The 26,086-nt window shown below is 62.7% G+C and carries 28 protein-coding genes; 13 read left to right on the top strand and 15 right to left on the bottom strand.

Annotated elements, in window-relative coordinates:
• Positions 1–23: 23 nt before the first annotated feature.
• Entirely contained in the window at positions 24–689 is a 666-nt protein-coding gene (locus C0V73_RS15445) for a TlpA disulfide reductase family protein (protein ID WP_102021244.1), read from the bottom strand.
• A 24-nt stretch (positions 690–713) separates the two neighbouring features.
• Here C0V73_RS15445 and argH point away from each other — a divergent pair, with 24 nt between their 5' ends.
• The 4 genes from argH (at position 714) to C0V73_RS15465 (ending at position 6,513) form a co-directional block, all read left to right on the top strand.
• A complete protein-coding gene (gene argH, locus C0V73_RS15450) occupies positions 714–2,117 on the top strand; it encodes an argininosuccinate lyase (protein ID WP_102020907.1) in 1,404 nt (467 codons plus the stop codon).
• A 109-nt stretch (positions 2,118–2,226) separates the two neighbouring features.
• Positions 2,227–2,415: a lipoprotein gene (locus C0V73_RS15455; protein WP_229575016.1), complete on the top strand. Its 189-nt coding sequence runs from the start codon at positions 2,227–2,229 to the stop codon at positions 2,413–2,415.
• A 13-nt stretch (positions 2,416–2,428) separates the two neighbouring features.
• On the top strand, positions 2,429–3,697 hold the full coding sequence (gene lysA, locus C0V73_RS15460) for a diaminopimelate decarboxylase (protein WP_102020909.1): 1,269 nt from the start codon (positions 2,429–2,431) through the stop codon (positions 3,695–3,697).
• Positions 3,698–3,831: 134 nt separating this feature from the next.
• Positions 3,832–6,513, top strand: a complete 2,682-nt coding sequence (locus tag C0V73_RS15465; protein ID WP_102020910.1) for a TIGR02302 family protein — start codon at positions 3,832–3,834, stop codon at positions 6,511–6,513.
• Between the two features lie 77 nt (positions 6,514–6,590).
• Here C0V73_RS15465 and C0V73_RS15470 read toward each other — a convergent pair whose 3' ends face one another.
• From C0V73_RS15470 to C0V73_RS15480, 3 genes are all read right to left on the bottom strand, one after another.
• Entirely contained in the window at positions 6,591–6,950 is a 360-nt protein-coding gene (locus C0V73_RS15470) for a response regulator (protein WP_102020911.1), read from the bottom strand.
• A gap of 150 nt (positions 6,951–7,100) precedes the next feature.
• Positions 7,101–7,643 carry a hypoxanthine phosphoribosyltransferase gene (hpt, locus tag C0V73_RS15475; protein WP_102020912.1) on the bottom strand — a complete coding sequence of 181 codons (543 nt, stop codon included), beginning with the start codon at positions 7,641–7,643 and terminating at the stop codon, positions 7,101–7,103.
• An 83-nt stretch (positions 7,644–7,726) separates the two neighbouring features.
• The gene (locus C0V73_RS15480) at positions 7,727–8,377 is read right to left on the bottom strand and encodes a hypothetical protein (RefSeq protein ID WP_102020913.1); all 651 of its coding nucleotides are present in this window, start codon (positions 8,375–8,377) and stop codon (positions 7,727–7,729) included.
• 199 nt (positions 8,378–8,576) lie between these two features.
• Between C0V73_RS15480 and ftsE the strand changes: the two genes are divergently transcribed.
• From ftsE to C0V73_RS15500, 4 genes are all read left to right on the top strand, one after another.
• Complete coding sequence (gene ftsE / locus C0V73_RS15485; protein WP_102020914.1) at positions 8,577–9,236, top strand: cell division ATP-binding protein FtsE; 660 nt, start codon at positions 8,577–8,579, stop codon at positions 9,234–9,236.
• Between the two features lie 64 nt (positions 9,237–9,300).
• The gene (locus C0V73_RS15490; RefSeq protein WP_102021245.1) at positions 9,301–10,251 is read left to right on the top strand and encodes an ABC transporter permease; all 951 of its coding nucleotides are present in this window, start codon (positions 9,301–9,303) and stop codon (positions 10,249–10,251) included.
• A gap of 76 nt (positions 10,252–10,327) precedes the next feature.
• Positions 10,328–11,053: a YdcF family protein gene (locus tag C0V73_RS15495; RefSeq protein ID WP_102021246.1), complete on the top strand. Its 726-nt coding sequence runs from the start codon at positions 10,328–10,330 to the stop codon at positions 11,051–11,053.
• Positions 11,054–11,133: 80 nt separating this feature from the next.
• Positions 11,134–11,919 (top strand): 1-acyl-sn-glycerol-3-phosphate acyltransferase, encoded by a 786-nt coding sequence (locus C0V73_RS15500; protein ID WP_102020915.1) that lies wholly within the window; start codon positions 11,134–11,136, stop codon positions 11,917–11,919.
• Positions 11,920–11,939: 20 nt separating this feature from the next.
• On the opposite strand, the gene C0V73_RS15505 is transcribed toward C0V73_RS15500, so the two are convergent.
• Positions 11,940–12,473: a gamma-glutamylcyclotransferase gene (locus C0V73_RS15505; protein ID WP_102020916.1), complete on the bottom strand. Its 534-nt coding sequence runs from the start codon at positions 12,471–12,473 to the stop codon at positions 11,940–11,942.
• A gap of 47 nt (positions 12,474–12,520) precedes the next feature.
• On the opposite strand from C0V73_RS15505, the gene C0V73_RS15510 reads away from it, so the two are divergent.
• The gene (locus tag C0V73_RS15510; RefSeq protein ID WP_102020917.1) at positions 12,521–13,531 is read left to right on the top strand and encodes a DUF2125 domain-containing protein; all 1,011 of its coding nucleotides are present in this window, start codon (positions 12,521–12,523) and stop codon (positions 13,529–13,531) included.
• A gap of 15 nt (positions 13,532–13,546) precedes the next feature.
• Here the strand turns inward: C0V73_RS15510 and C0V73_RS15515 are convergent, their stop codons facing one another.
• From C0V73_RS15515 to C0V73_RS15525, 3 genes are all read right to left on the bottom strand, one after another.
• Positions 13,547–14,470: a prephenate/arogenate dehydrogenase family protein gene (locus tag C0V73_RS15515; RefSeq protein WP_102020918.1), complete on the bottom strand. Its 924-nt coding sequence runs from the start codon at positions 14,468–14,470 to the stop codon at positions 13,547–13,549.
• Entirely contained in the window at positions 14,470–15,573 is a 1,104-nt protein-coding gene (gene hisC, locus C0V73_RS15520) for a histidinol-phosphate transaminase (protein WP_102021247.1), read from the bottom strand. The genes C0V73_RS15515 and hisC overlap by 1 nt, the downstream gene beginning before the upstream one ends.
• 134 nt (positions 15,574–15,707) lie before the next feature.
• Positions 15,708–16,460 carry a class I SAM-dependent methyltransferase gene (locus C0V73_RS15525; RefSeq protein ID WP_102020919.1) on the bottom strand — a complete coding sequence of 251 codons (753 nt, stop codon included), beginning with the start codon at positions 16,458–16,460 and terminating at the stop codon, positions 15,708–15,710.
• A 91-nt stretch (positions 16,461–16,551) separates the two neighbouring features.
• Between C0V73_RS15525 and gloB the strand changes: the two genes are divergently transcribed.
• A complete protein-coding gene (gene gloB / locus C0V73_RS15530; RefSeq protein ID WP_102020920.1) occupies positions 16,552–17,322 on the top strand; it encodes a hydroxyacylglutathione hydrolase in 771 nt (256 codons plus the stop codon).
• Complete coding sequence (locus tag C0V73_RS15535) at positions 17,322–17,750, top strand: cupin domain-containing protein (protein WP_102020921.1); 429 nt, start codon at positions 17,322–17,324, stop codon at positions 17,748–17,750. Before gloB ends, C0V73_RS15535 begins: the two co-directional genes overlap by 1 nt.
• A gap of 3 nt (positions 17,751–17,753) precedes the next feature.
• Here the strand turns inward: C0V73_RS15535 and C0V73_RS15540 are convergent, their stop codons facing one another.
• The 3 genes from C0V73_RS15540 to C0V73_RS15550 are packed head-to-tail and all read right to left on the bottom strand — an operon-like array spanning position 17,754 to position 20,079.
• Entirely contained in the window at positions 17,754–18,395 is a 642-nt protein-coding gene (locus C0V73_RS15540) for a lysoplasmalogenase (RefSeq protein WP_102020922.1), read from the bottom strand.
• 10 nt (positions 18,396–18,405) lie between these two features.
• Positions 18,406–19,284, bottom strand: coding sequence for an EamA family transporter (locus tag C0V73_RS15545; protein WP_102020923.1), 879 nt, complete (start codon positions 19,282–19,284; stop codon positions 18,406–18,408).
• A 33-nt stretch (positions 19,285–19,317) separates the two neighbouring features.
• A complete protein-coding gene (locus C0V73_RS15550; RefSeq protein WP_102020924.1) occupies positions 19,318–20,079 on the bottom strand; it encodes a DUF3108 domain-containing protein in 762 nt (253 codons plus the stop codon).
• A 239-nt stretch (positions 20,080–20,318) separates the two neighbouring features.
• On the opposite strand from C0V73_RS15550, the gene rpmB reads away from it, so the two are divergent.
• Both rpmB and C0V73_RS15560 read left to right on the top strand, forming a co-directional pair.
• Entirely contained in the window at positions 20,319–20,609 is a 291-nt protein-coding gene (rpmB, locus tag C0V73_RS15555) for a 50S ribosomal protein L28 (RefSeq protein ID WP_102020925.1), read from the top strand.
• Between the two features lie 153 nt (positions 20,610–20,762).
• Positions 20,763–21,401 carry a queuosine precursor transporter gene (locus C0V73_RS15560; protein WP_102020926.1) on the top strand — a complete coding sequence of 213 codons (639 nt, stop codon included), beginning with the start codon at positions 20,763–20,765 and terminating at the stop codon, positions 21,399–21,401.
• Between the two features lie 28 nt (positions 21,402–21,429).
• Here the strand turns inward: C0V73_RS15560 and C0V73_RS15565 are convergent, their stop codons facing one another.
• The 4 genes from C0V73_RS15565 to cobS form a co-directional block, all read right to left on the bottom strand.
• A complete protein-coding gene (locus C0V73_RS15565) occupies positions 21,430–21,975 on the bottom strand; it encodes a hypothetical protein (RefSeq protein WP_102020927.1) in 546 nt (181 codons plus the stop codon).
• 145 nt (positions 21,976–22,120) lie between these two features.
• Positions 22,121–23,116 (bottom strand): esterase-like activity of phytase family protein, encoded by a 996-nt coding sequence (locus C0V73_RS15570; protein ID WP_102020928.1) that lies wholly within the window; start codon positions 23,114–23,116, stop codon positions 22,121–22,123.
• Between the two features lie 13 nt (positions 23,117–23,129).
• On the bottom strand, positions 23,130–25,025 hold the full coding sequence (cobT, locus tag C0V73_RS15575; protein WP_102020929.1) for a cobaltochelatase subunit CobT: 1,896 nt from the start codon (positions 25,023–25,025) through the stop codon (positions 23,130–23,132).
• A 12-nt stretch (positions 25,026–25,037) separates the two neighbouring features.
• On the bottom strand, positions 25,038–26,030 hold the full coding sequence (gene cobS / locus C0V73_RS15580) for a cobaltochelatase subunit CobS (protein ID WP_102020930.1): 993 nt from the start codon (positions 26,028–26,030) through the stop codon (positions 25,038–25,040).
• Positions 26,031–26,086: the final 56 nt, after the last annotated feature.

Genomic DNA, 26,086 nt, shown 5'->3' on the forward strand with positions numbered 1-26,086 from the left:
ACAGCGGCAAGCTGCGGAGGAGATCAGCTTCCGGTCGCAGCAGCCGTCACCAGCGCCTTGGCGTCAGTGCCGTCCCACGCGGCCGGGCCATTCATGCTACCGAGCAGGCAGCCTTTACCATTGACGAGCAGCGTCACCGGGAGGCCGAAGGCAAGACCTTCGCGCTTCAGCTGGTTGAAGACGCCCATCGAGGCATCGCGGTAGAGACCGAGCGCATCGACGCCCGTCTCTTCGAGGAACGTCTGGGGCTTTTCGACATCGCCGGTATCGATGTTGATCGCAAGCACCTGGAAGGCTTCACCGCCGGCCGCCTCCTGCAGGTTGTTGAGCGCCGGCATTTCCTCGCGGCAGGGCACGCACCAGGTGGCCCAGAGATTGATCAGCACCGTCTTATTCGCGAAGTTGGCCATGGTCATCGGAGCGCCCGCCTTGTCCTGGAAGGTCAGGCCCTGGATGAGCTTCGGCTCGCTGACTGGGATCATCGCCGCGACATCGCCCTTCAGATAAGGGGTCAGCGCCTCGGCCTTGGCGACAGAACCCTCGCATTGCGCGGCATCGGCGGTCTCCACGGCATTGCCAGACGTGGTCTCTCTCACGTATACCGCAGCCGCGCCGGCGACGATGCCGGCCACCGCCGCGATCGCAACCAGCTTGGTGGGGAAAAGACGCTCAGGTCTTTTTTCTGTCATGTCATTCTCCAGGACGGGCATTCCATGGCCGAGGGCACAAAAGACACCAAATCCTCCAACCAGATGTGGGGCGGTCGCTTCGCCTCCGGCCCTTCGGCCATCATGGAGGAGATAAATGCCTCCATCGGTTTCGACAAGAAGCTTTACGCCCAGGATATCCGCGGCTCAAAGGCGCATGCGACCATGCTGGCGCACCAAGGCATCATCTCGGCCGAAGATAAAGACAAGATCCTTCACGGCCTGGACACGATCCTGTCAGAGATCGAAAGCGGCCAGTTCGTCTTCTCGCGCAAGCTCGAAGACATCCATATGAACGTCGAGGCACGCCTTGCCGACCTGATCGGCTCCGCCGCCGGTCGTCTCCATACGGCCCGCTCGCGCAACGACCAGGTGGCCCTCGATTTCCGCCTCTGGGTAAAGGAAGAGCTGCAGAAGACGGAACAGGCGCTTTCCGGCCTGATCGCCGCCTTCCTCGACCGTGCCGAAGAACATGCCGACACCGTCATGCCCGGCTTCACCCATCTCCAGACGGCACAGCCGGTGACCTTTGGCCACCACTGCATGGCCTATGTCGAGATGTTTGGCCGCGACCGCCAGCGCGTGCGTCACGCGATCGAACACTTGGACGAAAGCCCGATCGGCGCTGCAGCCCTTGCCGGCACCGGCTATCCGATTGACCGCCACATGACGGCGCAGGCACTTGGCTTCCGCGAGCCGACCCGCAACTCGATCGACACTGTGTCCGACCGCGACTTTGCGCTCGAATTCCTCTCGATTGCCTCGATTGCCGCCGTGCACCTTTCGCGACTGGCGGAAGAGATCGTCATCTGGTCGACGCCGCAATTCGGCTTCATCCGCCTATCGGATGCCTTCTCCACCGGCTCCTCGATCATGCCGCAGAAGAAGAACCCGGACGCAGCCGAACTGGTGCGCGCCAAGACCGGCCGCATCAACGGCTCGCTGATCGCACTTCTGACCGTGATGAAGGGCCTGCCGCTCGCCTATTCCAAGGACATGCAGGAAGACAAGGAACAGGTCTTCGACGCCGCCGAAAGCCTGGAACTGGCAATTGCCGCGATGACCGGCATGGTCACCGACATGACCATCCGCACCGACAAGATGAAGGCAGCTGCCGGTTCGGGTTACTCGACCGCGACGGACCTGGCCGACTGGCTGGTCCGCGAAGCCGGCCTGCCCTTCCGCGACGCGCACCATGTGACCGGCAATGCGGTGGCCATGGCCGAGAAGAAGGGCTGCGATCTCGCCGAGCTTTCGCTGGAAGAGCTGCAGAGCATCAATTCAGCGATTACGGCCGACGTTTTCAATGTTTTGACCGTGGAAGCCTCGGTTGCCAGCCGCAAGAGCTTTGGCGGCACGGCACCGTCGGAAGTCAGGAAGCAGATCGCCTGGTGGCGTGCGCGCAACTGACAGGGCAATCGATCACGCGCACATGCGGGACACATCACGAGATCAGGGGTGCACAAGCGCCCCTTTTTTCTGTACAGGCTAGCACAACAATATCTTCATGGACCGGGTCATGGTGAATTCGCTGAAACGCACGACGCTGACGCTCTCTCTCGTACTGGCCGCCTCGCTGGCTCTGTCCGCTTGCGGCCGCAAGGGCGATCTCGACCCGCCGAGCACGCCGGTCGACCAGCAGAACAAGCGCGGCGTCGAGGCCGAAAAGACCCCCGACACCCCCTTCCTCCTCGATCCGCTTCTTTGACAGGGCTTAACCCGTGAACCACTTCGAGTATCGCGACGGCGTTCTCTACGCCGAGGGCGTGGCAATTCCTGAGATTGGGCGCAGCGTCGGCACACCCTTCTACTGCTATTCGACCGCAACGCTGGAGCGTCACTACAAGGTCTTCTCCAAGGCCTTCGACGGCGTCGATGCCCTCGTCTGCTATGCGATGAAAGCCAATTCCAACCAGGCCGTCCTGAAGACGCTGGGTCGTCTCGGCGCCGGCGTCGACGTGGTCTCGGAAGGCGAACTCCGCCGTGCACTCGCCGCCGGCATCCCCGCAGAGCGCATCATGTTCTCCGGCGTCGGCAAGACGCCGAGCGAGATGGATTTAGCACTTGAAGCCGGCATCTATTGCTTCAACGTCGAGAGCGAGCCGGAACTGGAAGTCCTGAACCAGCGCGCGATCAAGGCCGGCAAAAAGGCCCACGTCTCCTTCCGCGTCAATCCTGACGTCGATGCCAAGACCCATGCCAAGATCTCGACGGGCAAGAAGGAAAACAAGTTCGGCATCTCCTTCGACCGGGCCCGCGCCGTCTATGCCCGTGCGGCTAGCCTAGAAGGCATCCAGGTGACCGGCATCGACATGCATATCGGCAGCCAGATCACCGATCTGCAGCCCTTCGAGGACGCCTTCGGCCTGCTGCGCGAACTCGTCGAGACGCTGCGCGGCGACGGCCACAGCATCGATCACGTCGACGTCGGCGGTGGCCTCGGCATTCCCTACAAGGACGACAACAACCCGCCGCCGGAACCAGACGCCTATGCCCGGATCGTCAAGGATCAGCTGTCGAGCCTCAACTGCCGCATCGTCACTGAGCCCGGCCGCCTGATCGTCGGCAATGCGGGCATCCTGGTGACCGAGGTCATCTATGTGAAGGACGGCGGCGACAAGACCTTCGTCATCGTCGACGGCGCGATGAACGACCTCATTCGCCCAACGCTCTATGAGGCCTATCACGAGATCAAGCCCGTGGTGATTTCGGCGGCGAACGCGCCGCGCATCAAGGCCGATGTGGTGGGTCCCGTCTGCGAGACCGGCGACTATCTGGCGCTCGACCGCGAGATGGCGATGCCGAAGCCCGGCGATCTGATCGCCGTCGGCTCCGCCGGTGCCTATGGCGCCGTGCAGGCGGGCACCTACAACACCCGCCGGCTGGTGCCGGAGGTGCTGGTGAACGGCGACGAGTTCCACGTGATTCGCCCGCGTCCGACCTATGAGGACCTGATCGCGCTCGACAGCGTGCCCGACTGGCTGGCCTGATCCATTCACAATTCGGCGATGAGGCGGGAAAAACCCTCGCCTCATCCTTGCCGCCCTCGTCTTCGCCACAAAGACTGCTATCTTCGAGAACAATCAGCCGTGTCTGACGCGCGGCGCTCTCGGAGACCAGACGGATGAGCTATTCCCGCCCGGCCAGCCACAGGAAAGGCGCCTTCAAGGACGACCCTGCGCTCGCGCGTCGCGTTGGCGTGAAACGTGTGCTTGCCCGTTCCGTGCTGTTTGCCGAGCGCCTGCTGCCGCTCTTCCTGCCGGTCGCCGGCATTGCCGCCCTCTTCGTCTCGCTTGCCTGGTTCGGCGTCTACCGCGAAGTGCCGGATCTCCTCCGCCTCGCGATCGTCTTCATCCTCGTCTTTGCGTTTGTCGCCTCCTTCCTGCCCTTCCTCAAAGTGCGTCTGCCGAGCATTCCGGAAGCCGACCGGCTGCTGGAGGAGCGCAATGGCCTCGCCCACCAGCCGGTGGCGGTCCAGGACGACCAGCTCTCCGCCGAGACGCCCTTTGCCCGGGCACTCTGGCAGGAGCACCAGCGGCGCATGGCAGAGCGCATCGCAGCGCTCGATGCCGGCCTGCCACAGCCCGACATCGCCCGCTATGACCGCTATGCCCTGCGCGCCGTGCCGGCCCTGCTCTTCGTCACGGCCCTCGCCTATTCCGGCTCCAATGGCGCCGGGCAGATTGCCGATGCCTTCCGCCAGCATGTGCCGGAGAGCGAGGCGCCGACGATCCGCATCGATGCCTGGATCACGCCGCCGGGCTATACCGGCCAGCCGCCGGTCTTCCTGTCCGGCCTCGGCACACAGGATGCGGCCGGCGTGACCGTGCCGCAGAAGTCGAAGATCACCGTGCGCATCAGCGGCGGGGTTTCCGACGAGAAGGTTCTCTTCGTCAAACAGTCTGATGGCGCAGTCCTCGACGTGGCGGAGAAGGACGATGCGGCCCGCAGGCCCACGGCCGGCTCCGAGACAGACGCAATCAGTCAGACGGTCGTCCCGACCCCGCCGCCGGCGCCCGCGCCAAACGCCCCGATGGTCGCACGCACGCACGAGCTGGAACTGGCGGAAGCCGGCGAACTGCGCGTTGCCGACCGCACCTGGACCATCGGCGTGACGCCGGACAAGGCACCGGAAATCGCCTTCGACGGCGTGCCGCGCCGCGCAATCAACGGCGCTTTGGAGATCGCCTTCCTCGCCAAGGACGACTACGGCCTGCGTGAGGCCCATGCCGAGATCATGCCGATCGAGCAGCAGCCGGGCGCGACCCCGCTCTATCCGCTGCCAGACTACAAGCTCGACCTGCCGCGCCACAATGCCCGCGACACCAAGGGTGTTGCGAGCCGCAACATCACCGAACACCCGCTCGCCGGCCAGATGGTGACGATCACGCTGGTCGCGACCGACGGCGCCGGCCAGACGGGGCGCAGCGAACCGGTCGAGATGCAGCTGCCCGCGCGCAATTTCAACGAACCGCTGGCGGCTTCCGTGGCCGAGCAGCGGCAGATCTTTGCGCTCGACACCCGCCAGATGCCCCAGGCGATCGCCTTCAACGAGGCCATCGTGCTGCGCGCCGACGAGACCATCCCTGATCTTGGCAACTTCATCGCGCTGGAAAGCGCCCGTGCTCGTATGTCCATGGCGCGCGGCGAGGAACTGCTTAAGGATACCGCAGACTATCTCTGGGAAATCGCGCTTGGCATGGAGGACGGCGATCTGTCGCTGGCCGAACGCCGTCTGCGCGACGCCCAGCAGGCACTGTCCGATGCGCTGGAGAACGGTGCATCCGACGAGGAAATCCAGCGGCTGATGGCCGAGCTGCGCTCCGCGATGCAGGAGTTCCTCCAGGCGCTGGCCGAGCGCATGCCCAATCAGCAGGGCGAGCCGCAGCAGAATGCCGAGAACATGCTACGCCAACAGGATCTCGACAACATGCTCGACCAGCTGGAGAACCTGGCGCGCTCCGGCAATCGCGACCAGGCGCAGCAGCTTCTGTCGGAACTGCAGCGCATGATGAACAACCTGCAGGCAGGCCGTCCGCAGCAGGGCCAGCAGCAACAGAACAGCGAGGCTCGCCGCCAGATCGACAAGCTCGGCGAGATCATGCAGGAGCAGCAGCGGCTGATGGACGAGACATTCCGCCTCGACCAGGCCCTGCGCGACCGCATGCAGCGCGGAGACCCGCAGCAGGGCGAGGAAGGTGCCCAGGGCCAGCAGCAGCAGGGTCAGCAACAGCAAGGCCAGCAGGGTCAACAGGGACAGCAAGGCGAGCAGGGCCAGCAGAACCTCGATGGCATGACCGCAGAGCAGCTGCGTGAGGCGCTGAGGCAGTTGCGCGAACAGCAGGAGCAGCTCGGCCAGCAGCTAGGCGAATTGCAGGAGGGCCTGAAGGGTCTCGGCATGGAACCGGGTCCCGGCTTCGGTGAGGCGCAGCAGGAAATGCAGGGCGCCGGCGAAGCTCTCGGCCAGGGTCAGGGCGGTCCGGCCGTAGAAGGCCAGGGACGCGCCATGGAGGCGCTGCGCCAGGGCGCCCGTGACATGATGAACCAGATGATGCAGGCGCAGCAGGGCCAGGGCGGTCAGGGTCCGCAGATGGGCCAGGGTCAGGGCAACCAGGATGGCCGCGACCCGCTGGGTCGCCCGCGTGCCACCAGCGGCCCTGATTTCGGCGAACAGGTCAAGGTTCCCGACGAGATCGACGTCCAGCGCGCCCGGGAGATCCTGGAAGCCATCCGCGAGAAGCTCGGCGAGAACTCCAGCCCCGAGATCGAACGGCGCTATCTTGAGCGGCTACTGGACATCCAGTGAGGCCGTAGCGATTTTGCAGAAATGACAACGCCCGCATCAGCGGGCGTTTGTTTGTTCATCGATATGTTCGGTGGTTTTTAGCCCGCAAGCGCCAAAGCCACGGCCTTGCGGATATCCGGAAGCGCGAAGGGCTTGGAGACGACATCGACGATCTTCGAGGAAAGATCGTCGGCGCGCTCGCGCTGTTCGGCATAGCCGGTCATCAGCAGGATCTTCATCTCGGGAAATTCGGAATGGGCGCGATGCGCAAGCTCGATGCCGTCCATGACGGGCATGCGGATATCGGAGAGCAAGAGGTCGAAGGCGCTTTCGGAAAGCTTTTCGAGACCTTCGGCACCATCAGCAGCCTCGTGTGTCTCATGGCCATCGAGGCGAAGCGCACGCGCCACGAAAGAGCGGAGGGAGTCTTCGTCTTCGGTGATGAGGATTCTCGCCATGGTTGAAGTCTTCTCCCGCGTCCTTTGAGCCTTGCGAGAGGCAAATCACCAGACTTTCCTTGTCGAGTGGTAAACGCGGGACGCCTCGTCCCGCGCGATGGTTAACAGCTCACTGCCGTCGAATGGTCAGATGTTCCCTTCTGGAACAGCTTAAGCGTCGCCGGTGACCACGCCGACGAAGGGCAATTCGCGGAACGCATAGGCCACGTCCATGCCGTAACCGACAACGAAATAATCGGGGCATTCAAAGCCGACATAATCAGCCTCAAACACTTCTTTTCGCTTCACTTTCTTGTCGAGGAGGACGGCGATCGTGACGTTGGCGGCACCCCGCTCGAACATCAGTTCCTTGGCGAAAAGCAGGGTACGGCCGGACTCGAGAATGTCGTCGATGAGGAGGATGTTGCGCCCCTTCACGTCACTGTCGATGTCCTTGATGATCTTCACGCCCTGGGACACGGTGCCTGTGCCATAGCTGGACAGGGTGATGAACTCGACCTCGGGAGCGAGACCGACATCATGCAACGCACGAATGAGGTCCGCGGCGAAGATGAAGGAGCCCTTGAGCACCGAGATGACCAGAAGGTCGTCGCAGGGACCCTTGATGATATCCTGGGCGAGTTCGAGATTACGCTGCCGGATCTGCTCGGCGGTAAAGAGCGGTTCGATGTTCTTTCCGCGAACAACGGGCATGGGAAACTCCTAGCGTGTCGACCTGAGGTCCTTGAGCCGGCGATCTGCCGGAAAGGCACGGGCCTTAGCACACTGGCGGCGCCTTAGGCACCCGCCTCTTCGAAGGAAAGCCGGACTTCCGGCATTTTTCCACCAGGATGCTGGAGCCGGGTGACAATCCCGCGGCTCTCGCCACCATCAAGACTGTCCACCGGCGGCTCGATATAGGTGCTGGCAATGACCTGACCGTCGATGAGCAGATCGGCGCGGAGCTTGGGAAGCGTCACCTCGCGGCCGGTACGGTTTTCGACGATCGCGTTCAGCAGCAGTACGCGCATGCCGTTGCGGTCCTGTGGTGTCAGGTTCACATGGGTGAAGTCGAGCGGCTTGGCGGCGATTTCCGGATGTTCGCCACTGCCGAAGACAAGCTGGCCGGCCAGCGAGAACATCGACACGAAGGCGATCGCGACAAGAAGCGAGAAGGCGACATCAGAAAGCCGCTGAAGGCGGGTTTCCACGCGTTCGATGACTGTGCGCAGCAGAGCGCTGATATCAGAGGGAGTGGCCGCGACTGTGGGCGCTACGGCCGGACGCGGCGACGGCTTGGGCGTCTCGCGCACCGTGACGAACTGCGCGTCAACAACGTCGGGACGACCCATGCGCTGCTGCGGCTCGATCCGGCGGCGGGCACGATCCGGCGGCAGGAGGTCGAGGTCCGCGGCTGCGGCCTGCTTCTGATGACGGAAAGCGCTCATGCGTGCGGACCTTTCGCACAGCCAAATCGGATACCCCGAAAGTCGGCGGTTGAAACGAATCCTCTCCAGACGTAAATTCAAATGGTTAATGCTTCGGAAAGACGGGCGGAAAAGCCTGGGATCCGGGAGCATGTTTACCGGCCGTTGACGATCTTCGTTTACGTGCCCCAGACCTCGGACACGTCAGACTGGGCCCCCTTTGATCCATTTCGAAAATGTCGGCCTGCGCTATGGAATGGGACCGGAGATCCTCCGCGACCTGACCTTCGACCTGCCGAAAGGGTCCTTCCAGTTTCTGACTGGTCCGTCCGGCGCCGGCAAGACAACACTCCTGCGCCTGTTGTTCATGTCGCTGCAGCCGACGCGCGGCCTGATCCGCAGCTTCGGGCGTGATATCACCAGCATTCCGCGGAGCGAGCTGCCGATGCTGCGTCGCCGGGTGGGCATCGTCTTCCAGGATTTCCGCCTGCTCGATCACCTGACGACCTATGAGAACGTGGCGCTGCCACTGCGCGTGCGTGGCAAGGCCGAGCAGACCTACCGGCAGGACGTCATCGAACTCTTGAAATGGGTAGGCCTTGGCGAGCGCATCAACGTGCTGCCGCCGGTGCTCTCGGGCGGGGAGAAGCAGCGTGTAGCGATTGCCCGTGCGCTGATCGACCGGCCGGAAATCCTGCTCGCCGACGAGCCGACGGGCAATGTCGATCCGCCCATGGCACGGCGCCTGCTCAGCCTCTTCCTGGAACTGAACCGCCTCGGCACGGCCGTGGTCATCGCGACCCACGATCTCGCGCTGATGGACCAGGTGGATGCGCGCCGCATGATCCTCACCGACGGGCGGCTCGACATCTATGAATGAGATCGCCCAGAACACGAACCCGAGCACAAACCAGAACTCTGGCCAGAAGAAGCGCCGCGTCGAGATGACGGTGAGGCCGACTGGCCCGATCCTGCCGCCTTCCAACATTCAGGGCAATGCGCTGCTGGTGGTGATCGCCATCATGGCCTTCCTCGCCTGCCTGACGCTGGGCGGCGTCTCGATGGTGCGGGCGACTGCATCGAGCTGGCAAAGCCAGATTTCCCGCGAAATCACCATTCAGATCACGCCCGAGGACGGGCTCGACATGGGAGCAGCACTGGTCAAGGCCCGCGACCTGGCGATGACCTTTGTCGGCACGCGCGACGGCCAGATCATGGACGACAGCGCCACGGCCCGCCTGCTCGAACCCTGGCTCGGCACCGGCCTCAATCTCGAAGACCTGCCGGTACCGCGCCTGATCGTCATCACCATCGACGAGACCAATCCGCCGGATTTCGAGGCGATGCGCGCACTGCTCAAAGTGGAGGTCCCACAGGCTTTCCTCGACGACCACCGCACCTGGGTCGACCGACTGGTGCAGATGGCAAACACGACCGTGCTGATCGGCTCCGGTATCCTGATCCTGGTCTTCACCGCCATGGTGCTGACGGTCATCTTTGCGACCCGCGGCGCCCTGTCGGGCAATCGTCATATCATCGAGGTGCTGCATTTTGTCGGCGCTGAGGGAAGCTTCGTCGCCCAGGAGTTTCAGAAGCACTTCCTCAAGATCAGCCTCAAGGGAGCGGCCGCCGGCGGTTTGCTCGCCGCTGCCTTCTTTGCGCTGGCCAGTTTCTGGCAGAGCCGGTCGCTGGCGACCCCGGAAAGCGACCAGGCGACGGCACTTTTCGGCACCTTCACCATCGGCTGGGGCGGCTATATCGGCATCTTCGCAACCATGATCGTCATCGCACTTCTGACCACGATCACGGCACGGCTGACGGTCATGCGCACGATCTATGAAATCGACCTCATTCGCTCCGATCCGGCCCGCACAGACGGCCTGCTGGACGATTGACGAAAACTCGCATGTTGACTTGCCTTAAAGCCGCCTGTTCGCTGTGGGAAATCCCGGCTATTCACGGGCAATGAGCATGGACCGCATGACGCCAAATCAACCGCTGCATGACGGCGACCGGCCCCGTTCGGGTGCCGGCCTGTTTGCGCGAAAAGGGTTGATCCGCAGGGCATTGCGCTATGGCGGCATGATCGTGATCCTGTGCGCAGCGATCCTTGTCGCAGGTTTCCTCGTCTTTGCTGATTCGGTCACCGGCATGCGTCCGCCAGAGACCGTGAAGGCCGATGCGATCGTGGTGCTGACCGGCGGCTACCAGCGGATCGAACAGGCGATCGATCTTTTGAAGCGCGGTTATGGCGAAAGACTGCTGATCTCGGGCGTCAATCCGGCAACCACACCCGGCCAGATCCGCAAGGCGACGCGCACCTCGCCGGATGTCTTCGAATGCTGCGTCGACATCGGCTACGGCGCGATCGACACGATCGGCAACGCCAACGAGACGGCGATCTGGATCCGCGACAAGGGTTATCGTTCGGTTCTGGTGGTGACGAGCAACTATCACCTTGCCCGCAGCCTGATGGAGCTGCGCCGCAGCGACCCGGACACAGATTTCATCGGCTATCCCGTGGTGAATGCCGATCTGAAGACGCGGGCCTGGTACAGCGAGCCGGATGCAATGCGCACCATGCTGTCGGAATATGGCAAGACGGTCGTCGCCTATATCAGGGGCGTGACCGGCTGGAGCCGTGACCAGGGACTGCGCCCGGAAGGCGAAATCACCGAATCTGGCCGCAGCTCCTGACGGATCGGTCGACACGAGCGCTTTTGCTGACCGCAGTTTTCCTCTAAGGACGTCTTCGCCCGCCCTCGAGAGCCCCAGATATGATCCCTCTGCGTTCCATCCTCTTCAACATCGCCTTCTATGCCAACCTCATCATCAGGATGATCGTGCTGTCGCCGATCTATTTCCTGCTGCCGCGCAAGAAGGCCTTCTTCGTGCCGAAGGACTGGGCGCGCGCCAATCACTGGCTGATGGAGAAGATCGTCGGCACGACCTTCACCGTGGAAGGCCTGGAAAACATTCCGAAGAGCGGCGGCTACATTCTGGCGCCGAAGCACCAGTCCTTCTGGGATACCTATGCCCTGCTGCCCTGGCTGGATGACCCGGTCTACATCCTGAAGCGCGAGCTGATGTGGATCCCGGTCTTCGGCTGGTATGTCGCCAAGCAGCGCATGATCCCGGTCAATCGTGGCGCCAAGGGCAAGGTGATGGCGCAGGTGATCGAGCGCACCAAGATGGAAATGGCAAACGGCCGCCAGCTGATCATCTATCCGGAAGGCACACGCCGACCGCCGGGTGCCGCTCCCGACTACAAGTACGGTATCGCGCGCCTTTACCGCGACATCAACGTCCCGGTCGTACCCGTCGCCATGCATCCCGGCTTCTTCTGGCCGCGTCGCAAGTTCCTGCGCTTTCCCGGCCATTTCGTCGTCCGCATTCTGCCGCCGATCGAGCCGGGCCTCGATCCCGATGTTTTCCATGAGACGTTGATCGAGCGGCTGGAGGCAGCAAGCGACGAATTGCTGGTGAAGACGGTCAAGGACAACCCGCATCTCCCCCTGCCTCCGACAGCCGCAAACAGGCTGAGGGAACTCGGAGCGCTCTGAGGGCATTCTTGCCTGCAGGATCAGTCGTCGGCGGGCTCGCTGACGACGGCTGAAGCCACGCTTTCGAGCCAATGATCGCGAATACCGAGCTCGCGCAGATGCGCGACGGTATTCGCGACATAGACCGGGTTGGGGCCTGAGCGGCCGAAGGCGCCCTCGACGATGCGGGCCGCTTCCTCGACGGTGACGGCGCCTGCATATTGCGAATGGGCACGGTCGATGACGTAGGTCAGGGCGCGGACATCGCGACCATCGGCAAGACGGGTCCGGACGGTGCGTTCGAGATAGACACTGGTGACGAGTTCGCGTTCGCGCAGATAGTCCACGGTGGACTGCCAGTCAGCAGGCGCCACGCGAAAGGCGACGCCCTTGCAGGAACCGCCGCGGTCGAGACCGAGCACGAGCCCCGGCCGCTCTTCGGTGCCGCGGTGGACATAGGAGCGGACACAGAGCGAGCGGCGATAGCCTCCGAGCCGGGCAAGCACCCGTTCCTCATAGGGAAAGCCGGGATTCCACATCAGCGAGCCGTAGCCAAAGACCCAAAATTCGTCCATATCGCACGCCAATCAAAGACACGAGAAGTTCGAAACGAGGAGCACCCATGGCAATGTCGACCGCGCCGGAAAGCCCGATCAGCCGAAAGGTTGTCCGGCTCGGGGTTTTGATCGTCCTCGTCATCGCTGTCTATAGCGTCGGGTGGTATTTCGCTGCAGAATTCCTGAAGAATCGCATTTTGACCTTCTTCGGCGGCGGAAATCCGGCAGGCGTCACCGCCTCCTGTGAAGACGCAACGATGGGCGGCTATCCCTTCCGCTTCCGGCTCAACTGCTCCCGCCTCGCCTTCGACGATCATTTCCAGGGGGTCGCTGCCTCCTTCGGCCCGGTTCGGGCTGCAGCCCAGATCTACAATCCGGGCCATGTGGTCTGGGAAATGGATGCACCGGCGGAAATCCGCTCGGCACTCGGCTTCAACACGGCACTCGACTGGACCAACATGCAGTCGAGCTTCCGCATCGGGCTCTCGGGCCTGTCGCGCAGTTCGCTAATGCTGGAGGGCTTGAACGCGACCGTGACTTCGACGGTCTCCAGCCTGGCCCTACAGGTGACCGCACCCAGCGCCCAGTCGCATGTGCGCCAGAACGACGGCAATCTCGACTATGCGACGATCATCCGGGATCTCGGCGTGTCCATCGGCGGCGAGAAGATTGCGCTGCCACCGATCTCCGCCAGCCTCGACGCCACGCTCGCCGACAAGGGTGGCCTGCTCGATCCGAGAGTGGCGCAAGATCAGCGGCTCTACGGCACCAAAGGCGAAATCCGCCGCATGGTCGTCGATCTCGGCGAAGGCCGCGTGCTGACCCTGAGTGGCCCGTTTCAGGTGGGCGATGACGGGATGATTTCGGGACGGATCAAGCTCCAGGTCGAACAGGTCCGCGCCTGGCGGGATGCCGTGAAGACGGCCTATCCGGATCAGGCAGACATGATCGACAATGTCGCCAACGTGCTGCGGGCCCTCGCCTTCGGCCGCGACAACAGCGAGGCCGAAATCAACATCGAAAACGGCGTGGCGATGCTGGGCTTTATCCCGCTGGGACAAATCCCGCCGCTCTGACGCGGCGGAGACGCTTCACTTGTCCAGCGCGTGGCGGCCGAAGTCCGGCACGTCGACGTCCTGGCCGGCCTGAACGATCGAGCGACGGATGGTGCGGGTGCGCGAGAAGAGTTCGAACAGCTTGTCGCCCTCGCCCCAGCGGATCGCCCGCTGCAGATAGGCGAGATCCTCCGAGAAGCGCGCCAGCATTTCCAGGATCGCATCCTTGTTGTGCAGGCACACATCCCGCCACATGGTCGGGTCGGAGGCGGCGAGACGGGTAAAGTCGCGGAAACCCGAGGCCGAATACTTGATGACTTCCGATTCCGTCACCGTTTCCAGATCGTCGGCCGTGCCGACGATGTTGTAGGCGATGATATGCGGCAGGTGCGAGACGATGGCGAGCACCTTGTCGTGGTGCTGCGGATCCATCTCGTCACACATCGATCCCAGCGCCTCCCAGAAGCCGCGCAGACGGGCCATCGCCTGGCTATCCGTGCCCTCGAGCGGCGTGAAGATGCACCAGCGCCCCTTGAAGAGACCCGGGAAACCGGCGTCGGGACCGGACTTTTCCGTCCCCGCAAGCGGGTGGCCGGGAATGAAATGCACGCCGTCAGGCATATGCGGCGCCATCTGCGCGATGACGGAGGCCTTGGTCGAGCCGACATCGGTGACGATGGCACCGGGTTTCAGGTTCGGTGCAATCTGCTGGGCGACAGCTTCCGAGGCGCCGACCGGCACGGAGACGATGACGAGATCGGCATTCTTCACGGCATCGGCTGCGGAGGCGACGTAAGCCGTGCCGAGCTCCAGCTCTTCCGCCCGCTTGAGCGTCTCGAGGCTGCGGGTCGAGATGACAACCTCTTTCGCCAGGCCAAGCTTCTTGACGTCGCGGGCGATCGACGAGCCGATAAGGCCGATACCGATCAGGGCGATGCGGTCGAACAGGATTTCAGACATCACGTGCGTTCCATGAATTCAGTGAGGGCGGCGATGACGCCGGTATTGGCCTCGTCGCTGCCGATCGTCATGCGGAGTGCATTGGGAAAACCATAGGACGAGACGGCGCGCAAGACGAAGCCGCGCGATGTGAGGAAGGCATCGGCATCGGATGCCCGCTTTCCGTCCTGGTCGGGGAAGTGGATCAGGATGAAATTGGTGACCGAAGGTGTGACCTCGAGGCCAAGTGCTGTGAGCGCCTCCGAGACGCGCGCGAGCCAGACCTGATTGTGCTCGACCGCTTTCGCCACATGCGCCTGATCGCGCATGGCAGCAGCTCCGGCGAAAAGCGCCGGCGTGTTGATGTTGAATGGTCCGCGCACCCGGTTCATCGTGTCGATGATCTCGGCGGGGCCATAGATCCAACCGATGCGCAGCGCCGCAAGCCCGTAGACCTTGGCGAAGGTGCGGGTCATCACAACATTGCGGTTGGCGGAGACGAGCTCGATGCCGGCCTCGTAATCGTTGCGGCGGACATATTCGGCATAGGCGGCGTCGAGCACGAGGATGACATGTGCAGGCAGAGCCGCATGCAGACGCTTGATATCGAGATAGGGCACGTAGGTGCCGGTCGGATTGCCGGGATTGGTGAGGAAGACGATCTTCGTGCGCTCGGTGACGGCGGCCAGGATCGCATCGACATCGACGCGCCGATCGGTTTCCTTGACCGTCACGGGGGTTCCGCCTGAAGCCAGGATCTGGATGCGGTAGAGCAGGAAACCATGCTCGGTGATGATGGCTTCGTCGCCGGGGCCGAGATAGATATTGGCAAGCAGCGCCAGCAATTCCCCCGAACCATTGCCGCAGAGGATATTGGCAGGGTTCAGGCCATGCACCTCGGCGATTGCATCACGGAGCATACGGGCCTGTCCGTCGGGATAGATCTCCAGCGTTTTGGCCGCCATGCGGAAGGCGTCCATGGCCTTGGGGCTTGGACCGACAGGCGTTTCATTGGACGATAGCTTGAAGACGCGGGAAACCCCGCCGGCATGGTCCTTGCCAGGAACATAGGCGGCGATCTCCATGACCCCGGGACGGGGTGTCGGCTTCGTCGAGGCGTTCATGAGGCTCATTCCCGGCCGTTGGATGGCAAGAGGCCACCCCTTCACATGGGATTGGGATTACTGCGGAAAACACGCTTTGTCGAGGCGGGCGAGCGCCGCGGCCTGTCCAGAGGACGCCCGGGACGACAAGCGTTTCAGACCTCGGGCGACCGGCTACGGGTCGTCGGCACGCCCTGCGGTGCGAGCACCGGTGCAAAGACACGACGGGAGGCGCGCGAGGCAACAGGCAGGCCCTGGTAGAGCCGCTTCTGGGCTTCAACGACGATGACGCCGGAAAAGGCGGGCCAGAGGATGCGACCGAGACGCTCGAAACCGCGCCGAAGCCTGAGGATCGCCCGGATCTTCGACGGCGGGAAGAACAAGGCCTCGGCGGAGGCGCCAGGCGTGAAATTGGTCTCGCGCAAGAGCGAGGTCAGCTGACCCCGCGAATAAGGCCGGCCGGAACCGAAGGGCGTGTGCTCCATGCGCGCCCAGACGCCACGACGATTGGGCACGACAATGACCAGTCGACCGCCCGGTGCCAGCACCCGCCAGACTTCCTTCAGCGTCTCGCGCGGGTTCTCGGCAAATTCCAGCGAATGGACCATCAGCACCCGGTCGACGGAACTGTCCGGCAGCGGCAGCTCCTCGTCGAAGACGAGTGCGGTGGCAGACGGCTCCCCGACCGGCCAGTTCACAGCGCCCTGCCCGGCCGGCATGAAAGCCATGGTGCGCTCGGTATCGGCGCGGAAGCGTTCGAGGAAGGGAATGCAATAGCCAATGCCGACCAGCCGCTCCTGCGGGAGCCGTGCCCAGACAGAGGAAACGGCCAGCGCGATCGACTGCTCGGCCACGCGGCCGAGCATCGTATAATAAAACTGCCTCAGATCGACGATATCGACATGCATGAACTTATTGTTAGCAGCCCATCATTGGACTTCAAGCCGCGAGAGGGTACATTCGCAGCAACGAGGTGGGACATAAAAAAGCGGGTCGACAATGAAATCACTGCAGATTGAAGTTTTCATCTGCCGAAGTGACAACTTCGGCGTACTTCTTCACTGCCCGGAAACGGGCGAGACGGCGACAATCGATGCGCCGGAACTCGATCCGATCGTCAAGGCGGCGGAGAAGCGCGGATGGACGATCACCCATGTCCTGACCACGCATCACCATGGCGACCACGTCGAGGCCAATCTGGCGCTGAAGGATAAATACGGCTGCGAGATCATCGGCCCGCGCAACGAGGCTGCCGCGATCCCCGGCATCGACCGGACCGTCGGTGACGGTGACGAATTCACTTTCGGCAAACGGCCGGTGCGTGTCATCGAAACGCCGGGGCATACGGCAGGGCATATCTGCTACCACTTCCCCGACGACATGCTGCTCTTTGCCGCCGACACGCTGTTTGCGCTCGGCTGTGGACGGCTGTTCGAACGCTCGGCGCTCGACATGTGGCATTCGCTGCAGAAACTTGCCGCTCTGCCCGACGAAACGATCGTCTATTTCGGCCATGAATACACGCTTTCCAATGCGCGTTTTGCCGTGACCATCGACCCTGACAACATGCGGCTCAGGTCAAGGGCGGAACTGATCGAATCCCAGCGAGCACGCGGCGACTTCACCATTCCGACGACGATCGGGCTGGAGAAGGAAACCAACCCCTTCCTGCGCGCCGGCGACCCGGATGTGCGCCGGACACTCGGCATGGAAGGTGCGACCAATGACGAGGTCTTCGCCGAGATCCGCAAACGCAAGGACACATTTTGATGCAGGCAGCCGACATCATCGAATCCCTCGGCATGCAGCGCCATCCCGAGGGTGGCTGGTATGTGGAGACGTATCGCGACGAACACGGCGGCCCGCGCGGCCATTCGACGGCGATCTACTACCTGTTGGAGAAGGGCGAGAGATCGCACTGGCACAAGGTGAAGGACGCAGCCGAAGCCTGGCACTATTATGCAGGCGCGCCGCTCGCGCTGCATCGGTCGAAAGACGGTGTGCATCAGGAGACGGTGGTGCTGGGTCTCGACCTGGCCGCAGGCGAGCGCCCCCAGGCGATCATCGATGCAGACGAATGGCAGGCAGCTGAAAGCCTCGGTGACTTCACCCTGGTCGGCTGCACCGTCGCCCCCGGCTTCGACTTCGCGGTCTTCGAGATGGCGCCGCCCGGTTGGGCCCCTGGCCAGTCAGCCTGAAGGTCAGGCCTCGGAGAGTGTCAGCATCAGGATCACCTGCGCTGCATAATAGGTGACCCAGACGAAATAGGCAGCGGCACCATCGATCCTGTGGCCAGGCCCTGTCCAGTATTTCCGGATCGTCAGCACGATGTCGGAGAGGATGAATAGGGTCGCGCCGACGAAGACCAGCGGATTGGCAAGGCCGAGCGTCAGCCAGACAAGCACCATGAACAAGAGCACATAAATGCCGATCGGGAGCGCCAGCCTCCCAGCCGGCCTCCAGATGCGCATGAGAACGCCTGTTGTCACGAGTGCCACGAGCAGGCCGGCCACCGCCCGCCACGGTTCGGCAAAGGCGATCTCTGGATCGGTGATGGTGGCGAGTAGCACGACATAGGCGACATGCGCAGACAGGAAGGACGCGACCCCGCCGACAAAGGCACGATCCCCCTCGAAGGCGAGCGACCAGTCACCCAGCGCGCCGAGCGCAAGTGCGGCGACCAGCAGAGGATGGGCATCGATGAGAAAGGCGTAGAGGGCAAGCAGCAGGACAGGCAGCGTCTTCCAGACGGCGCGGAACACGGTCTTGTCCTGCGGCAGGATCCAGAGATAGCTGGTACCGAGCGCGACCGAGAGACAGAGGATGCCGGTCGCAGTCGCCATTCAATCCCCCTCAGGTCGGCCGTTCCGTTTTCCTGAAAACCATATCGCGAGCGGCGAGCACGGCGCCACCGGTGATGAGCAGGCAGGACAGGCCAATTCTGACGCTAATCTCGCCAAAGCCAAAAATGATCAGGATCAGCGTCGAGAGAAGCGGTGCCGCATAGCTGGATGCGCCGAGAATCTGGATGTCGCCGTTCTTCACGCCATAGTCCCAGACATAGAAGGCAAGCCCGACCGGCAGCAGCCCAAGACCAACCACCGCCGCCCATTGCCCTGTCGTATCCGGCCAGACGGTGGTCTCCAGCGCCAGATGGCAGACGAGCGACAGGATTGAGGTGGCAAGGCAGAAGCCGGTGACCACATCGGTCGAGACCTTCTCGAACTTGCGGCTGACAAGCGAATAGGCAGCCCAGGTGAAAGCGCAGAGAAAGGCGGTGAAATAGCCGAGGCTATAGGCCGGATCGAAGGCAAAGCCGTTCTTGCCGACGATCAGCACGGTGCCTGCAAGACCGCAGAGCGCACCGACGATGTGATGCCAGCCGAGCCTCTCGCCCGGCAGAAGGGCAGAGCCGACGACAATTAAGAGCGGCCAAAGATAGGCAATGAGCCCGGCCTCGACGGCTGGCGCATTCCTGAGGGCCGTGAAATACAAAAAGTGGTAGCCGAAGAGGCCACCGACGCCAGCGAGCCAGACCTTCGGTGGCTGGCGCAATTCCTTCAACCGTTCCGGTCGGGCAATGAACAGCGCGATGCCGGGAAGGCTGCCGATCGCAAAGGTGATCGCGGAGAGCTGGAAAGGCGGCATGGTGCCGGAGGCTGCCGTCATAAGGGCGAGGAAGGACCACATCAGGATCGCCGTGAACCCGATGAGCGTTGCCTTGGTCTTCATGAAATCCCCTGATGCGGGGCCCGCCCGCTGAAACTAGCCGTCGAACTTTTCTGCGGTCACATGCACCGTCCCGTAGCGGGTCGGGATCTTCGCATAGACTGGAGCATATAGCTTCAGCGTCGCCGTCTTGGCAAACCAGATCTCCATGCCGGTAACCGACTTCAGATATTCGATGTCCTTGCGTCCCTTGCGATAGCCGGACTTCGGCACGTAGCGCACGGAACAGACGATCGCCTCGCCCCTGGCGCGGCCCGCAGAGAAGCTCTCGGAGCGATTGGGGGAGAGCACCAGATCCATCCGGCTCTCACCGTCATAGACTGGCAGCGTCTGCGCGCAGACATCCGCATCGCCGGGAATGAGCAGGGCGCCGATCGGATCGAAGACCGACCGCAGATCGGCTGGCGGAACCGGCACCCAGCTATCCGGCTTCGGCCGCTCCGGCGTCACCTTGGTTTCCACCACATTGCCCCCGGCAAAAAGCACCTCGTAGACATGATTGCGCTTGCCACTCTTGTAATCGAGCACATAGCGCTCCGGGCTCATGGCTCCGCCGGACATGCGGCCAGACACGGTGCTGTCGGCAGAAACCTCGCGCACGATGTCGACCAGGCTCGATGAATGAAACTGGCCGGAAATCGTGTAGCGTTCGTTTTCGACGGCTGTCTGGAATGTCATGCGGGCAATCGGCAAGACACCGAGAGAAACCTTGTAGGACGTGTCGTAGCGATAGTCGGCAGCCCCGGCATTACCGGCGACAAGGACGAGGAAGGCGGTCAGGAAGCCGGTCGGACGCAAAGGCCATCTCCATCAGGGGAATGCCGGCGAACCGGCTTCGAGAACATGCAGTCTCGCCGTGGACTGTGGCAAGAAAATATCCTACACCCGCCCTGCCGCCCGGAAAATCCAAGGTTTGGCTTGACGCGCCGGTTCTCACTGACTATAGAACCGCAACTTTCCAATCAGACGCTGTTGGATTGCCTCGCCGGCATTTGGCCGGAAGCGATGCGATGGCCTAGAAAAACAATAGGTGTACCATGTCCCGCAGTTGCGAATTGACCGGCAAGGGCGTCCAGTCGGGCAACAACGTGAGCCACGCGAACAACAAGACCAAGCGCCGGTTCCTTCCGAACCTGTGCGACGTCACGCTGATCTCGGACGCTCTGAACCAGCGCTTCCGCCTGCGCGTTTCGGCTGCTGCCCTGCGCACGGTCGAGCATCGCGGTGGTCTCGACGCATTCCTGATCAAGGCTTCTGAAAACGACCTGAGCATGCGCGCTCGTCTGCTGCGTCGCCAGATCGTCAAGAAGACCGCTGAAGCCGCTTAATAGCGTCATTCGGCCAGACTTTCGAAAGGCTTGACCGGTTCGCCGGGCAAGCCTTTTCGTTTGGGATGTTCATGCAGGCCACATGCCTGGCATGCGCGTCCGCCCTTTACAAGTATTGTCCCTCCAACTGGTGGCATCACCCAGGATAAAAAAATGCTGAACAAGCGCTATTTCTTTATCTACAGCCTGCTGATGACGGCCGTCGTGGTCGCATCGAACTTCCTCGTCCAGCACCCGGTCAACGGTGTCCTGGCCGGCATCAATCTCGCCGATCTGCTGACCTTCGGCGCATTCACATATCCGATCGCCTTCCTCGTCACCGACCTGACCAACCGTCAGTTTGGCCCTCAGGTTGCGCGCCGCGTGGTGCTTGTCGGTTTCATTGCCGGCGTTCTCCTGTCGATCCTGCTTGCCACGCCGCGCATCGCGGTCGCCTCGGGCACGGCCTTCCTGATCGGCCAGCTGCTCGACATCTCGGTCTTCAACCGCCTGCGCCAGCAGTCCTGGTGGAAGGCGCCGCTGATGGGCTCTCTGATCGGCTCGGCATTCGACACGGTGATCTTCTTCTCACTGTCCTTCGCACCCGTCTTCGGCTTCATCGGCCCGAATGACGACTTCGCGATCGCCGCCGCCCCGATCCTCGGAGTCATGTCGGCGGAAGCACCGCGCTGGATCTCCTGGGCGATCGCCGACTTCGGCGTGAAGATGCTGATCGGCGTGATCATGCTTCTGCCCTACGGCGCCTTGATGAGCGTTGTACGGCCCATGCCGACGGCCGCCCGCTCGGTCTGAGGCGTCTAAAAGCCTTGGAGAGCCGAGATCACGCAGATCCCGGCTCTCCGCGCTCGCGCAAAAGCACGTCGAGGGCTTGCTGCGCCCTCTCCTCGCAGGAGAAAGCTGGAGAAGACAGCCTCGTTCGGGATCTCCTTCCGAACAGGGTGAGCACCAGACGAAAGAGCGGATCCTCCGGCGCCGGAATAGGCGTATTCAGCTGAATGACGATGTGCCAACTCTCGCCCGAGTCTGATGTGTCTGATTTGATGACCTGACAGTCACCGTCTTCTGATGACACCTGGAAAAGGTGTCGGCGATCGAACAGCCGTTGCTCCACGTCGATGATGCCAGGACGAACGGTCCAGCGCTCATCTGGTCCGGCGACTGAAAAAGCCAGGAAGCTCAGCAAAACACCCGAACCGCCGACAACAATGATGGCGAAGAACGGTGTCAACGTTGAGAAAGGCCACAGGCCTCCTCCCAACTCACCCCACAACACCAACAGCAGCCCAACCGCCAAACAGGCCAGCAACACGCGCAGGGGCGTGGGGATGGACTGACTGACGGTGATCTCCTGATCCTGTGCGCTCAAATTGGCCCTGTCCTTGCCAATATCGGGACCAGCCTGATTGGGATTGGCATAAATGACAACCGCACGGCAGGGTCGCGACAGGGGATCTTAGCTTGTCCGTTAACAGGTGCTTTTCGAAAGCGCGGGAAAATGCGCCCGACATGCGTCACTTGTCCAAGCGGAACTCAAGCATGAGGCTGCGCTGCAGGATCGAATGATTGTCGTCTGACACGACGATAAGGCGGACGGAGCCGTCCGCCTCAGGGATGGCGTCGAGGCCTTCCATATTGTCGATCTGCGAGCGGTAATTCGCTTCGAACAGGATTTCTCCGTCGACCACGGCATCCGGCCTTAGGCTCGCGCCTTCGATACGGCGCAGCCGCATGCCGACACCGGTCGCGATCGAGAAGCGGCGTTCGAGCAGAAGAAGATCGCCATCGGGGAGGAAGGCGGCATCGGTGATCTCGAAGTCGTCACGTGGGCGCACGCGAAACTCGCCGACGAGCGGTCCACCGACGATGGCGGCATACAGATTGCCGTTCTCGTCGAAGCTCTTCTCCGAGATTGCGACCAGCGCACCCTCTACGGGGCTGCCCTTGGGCGCAATCACGAGGGATTCGAAACCGCCATTGCTGTGCAGGATGTCGAGATCGAAGGGGAAGGCGAGCGGAGCGGACGGCAGCGCCTTGCCGAGATCGGAGAGCGGTGCATAGGCGAGAACACGATGGCGCTGCTCGAAGCCGACAAAGCCGCGATCACCATCCAGAGCGAGGCTCTCGGCATCGACCTGGAACTTGCTCCGGCTCTCGCGTCCCGAGGCGTCGAGGAGCGGCGCGAGACGCACAGCCTCGACCCCGGACAGGCGCCCCTCGGCATCGCGCAGGATGCGGCCCTCGATCCAGTAGCCGGTGTCGAAGACGCCGAGGAAGGATTTGTCGTCGCGGAAGCGGATCGACGAAAACGCGCCGAAGAGTGGCTCCGGCGAGGAAAGCTCGATGCCGCCGAGAAAAGTGAGGCCCGGGGCCACCGTCGGATTGCCGCCGAGATCGTCGATCACGCTGCTTTCAACCGCGATCGGCAGCATTTCACCTGGGGGTATCGTAGCCGGCGTGCAGGACGCGAGCGCTACAAGGGCGGAGAGCGCGCAGGCGCTCACCAGCATCCGTGCTGATCGCTCAGGCACGCAGGCGCGCCCGGCCTGTGCCGCCAGAGGGCTTTTCCTCGAAGAGCGAGGCAAGCTGTTCAGTCATTGCACCGGCCAGTTCATCGGCATCAACGATGGTGACGGCGCGGCGATAATAGCGCGTGACGTCGTGGCCAATACCGATGGCGAGCAGCTCTACCGGCGAACGGGTTTCGATCTGCTCGATGACGGCGCGCAGATGGCGCTCCAGATAGTTGCCGGGGTTCACCGACAGCGTCGAATCGTCGACCGGTGCGCCGTCCGAGATCATCATCAGGATCTTGCGCTGCTCACGGCGGCCGATCAGACGGTTATGCGCCCACATCAGCGCTTCACCGTCGATGTTTTCCTTGAGCAGGCCTTCGCGCATCATCAGGCCGAGATTGCGCCGCGACCGGCGCCAGGGGGCGTCCGCCGACTTGTAGATGATGTGGCGCAGGTCGTTGAGGCGACCAGGCGCTGGCGGCTTGCCGCCTGCGAGCCACTTCTCTCTGGACTGTCCGCCCTTCCAGGCCTTGGTGGTGAAGCCGAGGATCTCGACCTTGACGCCGCAACGCTCAAGCGTGCGGGCGAGAATATCGGCGCAGGAGGCGGCAACCGTGATCGGACGGCCGCGCATCGAGCCGGAATTGTCGATGACCAGCGTCACGATGGTATCGCGGAACTTGGTGTCCTTCTCCTTTTTGAAGGAGAGCGGCTGCATGGGATCGATGATCAGGCGCGTCAGGCGCGCCGGATCGAGGTAACCCTCTTCGAGATCGAAGTCCCAGGACCGGTTCTGCTGCGCCATCAGGCGGCGCTGCAGACGGTTGGCCAGACGACCGACGGCGCCCTGCAAGTGGGCAAGCTGCTTGTCGAGGAAGGCGCGCAGGCGGTCGAGTTCGGCCTCGTCGCAGAGTTCTTCCGCGGTGATTTCCTCGTCGAATTCCTGTGTGAAGATCTTGTAGTCGACCTTCTCGTTGAAATCGTCGAAGGGGGTCGCCGGACGGCGCATTTCGCCAGGCGTCTCGCTGTCGTCGTCGCCTTCGTCCGACATCTCTTCTTCGGAGATCTCGGCACCATCCATCTCGCCGTCGTCGAGCTGTTCCTGCGAGGCTTCGCTTTCTTCCGCCGGGGCGGAATCCTGACCGGCCTCGTCTTCCGACGACTCTTGGTCCTGCTCGCCGCTGCGCGGCTGCTCCTCGTCGGTAGACTGCTCGTCCTCGCTCTGCTCCTGATCGTCCCCCATGTCCTCAGCCATTTCCATGGCCGACAGCATGTGGCGGATCACGCGGGAGAAGGCCTGCTGGTCTTCGATGACGGTCGCGAGGTTATCGAGGTCGGCACCGGCCTTATCCTCGATGAACGGGCGCCAGAGGTCGAGCACCTTACCGGCAGACTCAGGGGCCTTCTGGCCGGTGAGCTTTTCGCGCACCAGCATGGCAACAGCTTCGCCGATCGGCGCATCTTCCTGACGGCTGATGGTCGAGAAATTGGCTTTCGCATATTTCTCGGTGTTCATCGACTGGATGTTCGAGGCGACGCCGGGCATGCGCAACGAGCCGAGCGACTCGACGCGTGCCTGTTCGACCGCGTCGAAGATGGCGCGGGCATCGGCACCCTGGGGCGCCATGCTGGCATGCACCTTCTGGTCATGGCAGGCGATCCGAAGCGCCATGCTGTCGCCGAGACCACGGGTCACGGCGAGTTCATGGGCGGTCGGACGCTTGGAGATATCCGGCAGGCGGATCCGCTCGCCGGCAATGCCGGGGCGGTCATTGGCGAAGGCGACCTCGACCTGCGGGTCACCCGCGATCGAGCGCACGCAGCCGGTGATGGCACGGCGCAGCGGCTCGGTATCCACGCCGCCGCCAGCCTTGGCCTTCGAATTGTCGCCGCGCCCTGCCATGCTTCTCAGTCCTTATGCGCCGAGTACGATATTGGCCGCACTTTCCTTGAGTTCCACGCCGAAGGCGCGCTGATACTGCTCGGCGACCAGCGTACGCTCCAGCTCGTCACACTTGTTGAGGAAGGTGACGCGGAAGGCAAAGGCGACATCGCCGAAGATCTCGGCGTTTTCGGCCCAGGTGATGACGGTACGCGGGCTCATGACGGTCGAGAGATCGCCATTGACAAAAGCGGCGCGCGTGAGATCGGCAAGGCGGACCATGCGAGAGACCGTGTCGCGGCCCTCGGCGGTCGAGCCGAAGCTCTTCACCTTGGCGGAGACGATGTCGACTTCCTTGTCATGCGGCAGGTAGTTCAGCGTGGTGACGATGGACCAACGGTCCATCTGCGCCTGGTTGATCTGCTGCGTGCCATGATAGAGGCCCGTCGTGTCGCCGAGGCCAACCGTGTTGGCGGTCGCGAAGATGCGGAAAGCAGGGTGAGGACGAATGACGCGGCTCTGGTCGAGCAGGGTCAGGCGGCCGGCCGATTCCAGAACGCGCTGGATGACGAACATGACATCCGGGCGGCCGGCATCGTATTCGTCGAAGACGAGCGCGACATTGTGCTGGTAGGCCCAGGGCAGGATGCCGTCCTTGAATTCGGTGATCTGCTTGCCGTCCTTGAGGACGATGGCGTCCTTGCCGACGAGATCGATACGGCTGACATGGCTGTCGAGGTTGACGCGGACGCAAGGCCAGTTGAGGCGGGCAGCGACCTGCTCGATATGCGTCGACTTGCCCGTGCCGTGGAAGCCGGAGACCATGACGCGGCGATTGTGCGCAAAGCCGGCGAGAATGGCGAGCGTGGTTTCACGGTCGAAGAGATAGTCCGGATCAAGATCCGGTACATAGGCGTCACCCTTGGAATAGGCAGGCACCCGGATGTCACTGTCGATACCAAACACTTCGCGCACCGACACGGTGGTGTCGGGGAGATTGGTAATATCAAGATCAATTTTGCTCATCGTTTCTCCATGCCGGGCGCCACCGACCGGCCGCATCTCATCGCTGCTGTATGTTT

Source organism: Rhizobium sp. TH135 (assembly GCF_002855515.1).
Classification (GTDB): Bacteria; Pseudomonadota; Alphaproteobacteria; order Rhizobiales; family Rhizobiaceae; genus Allorhizobium.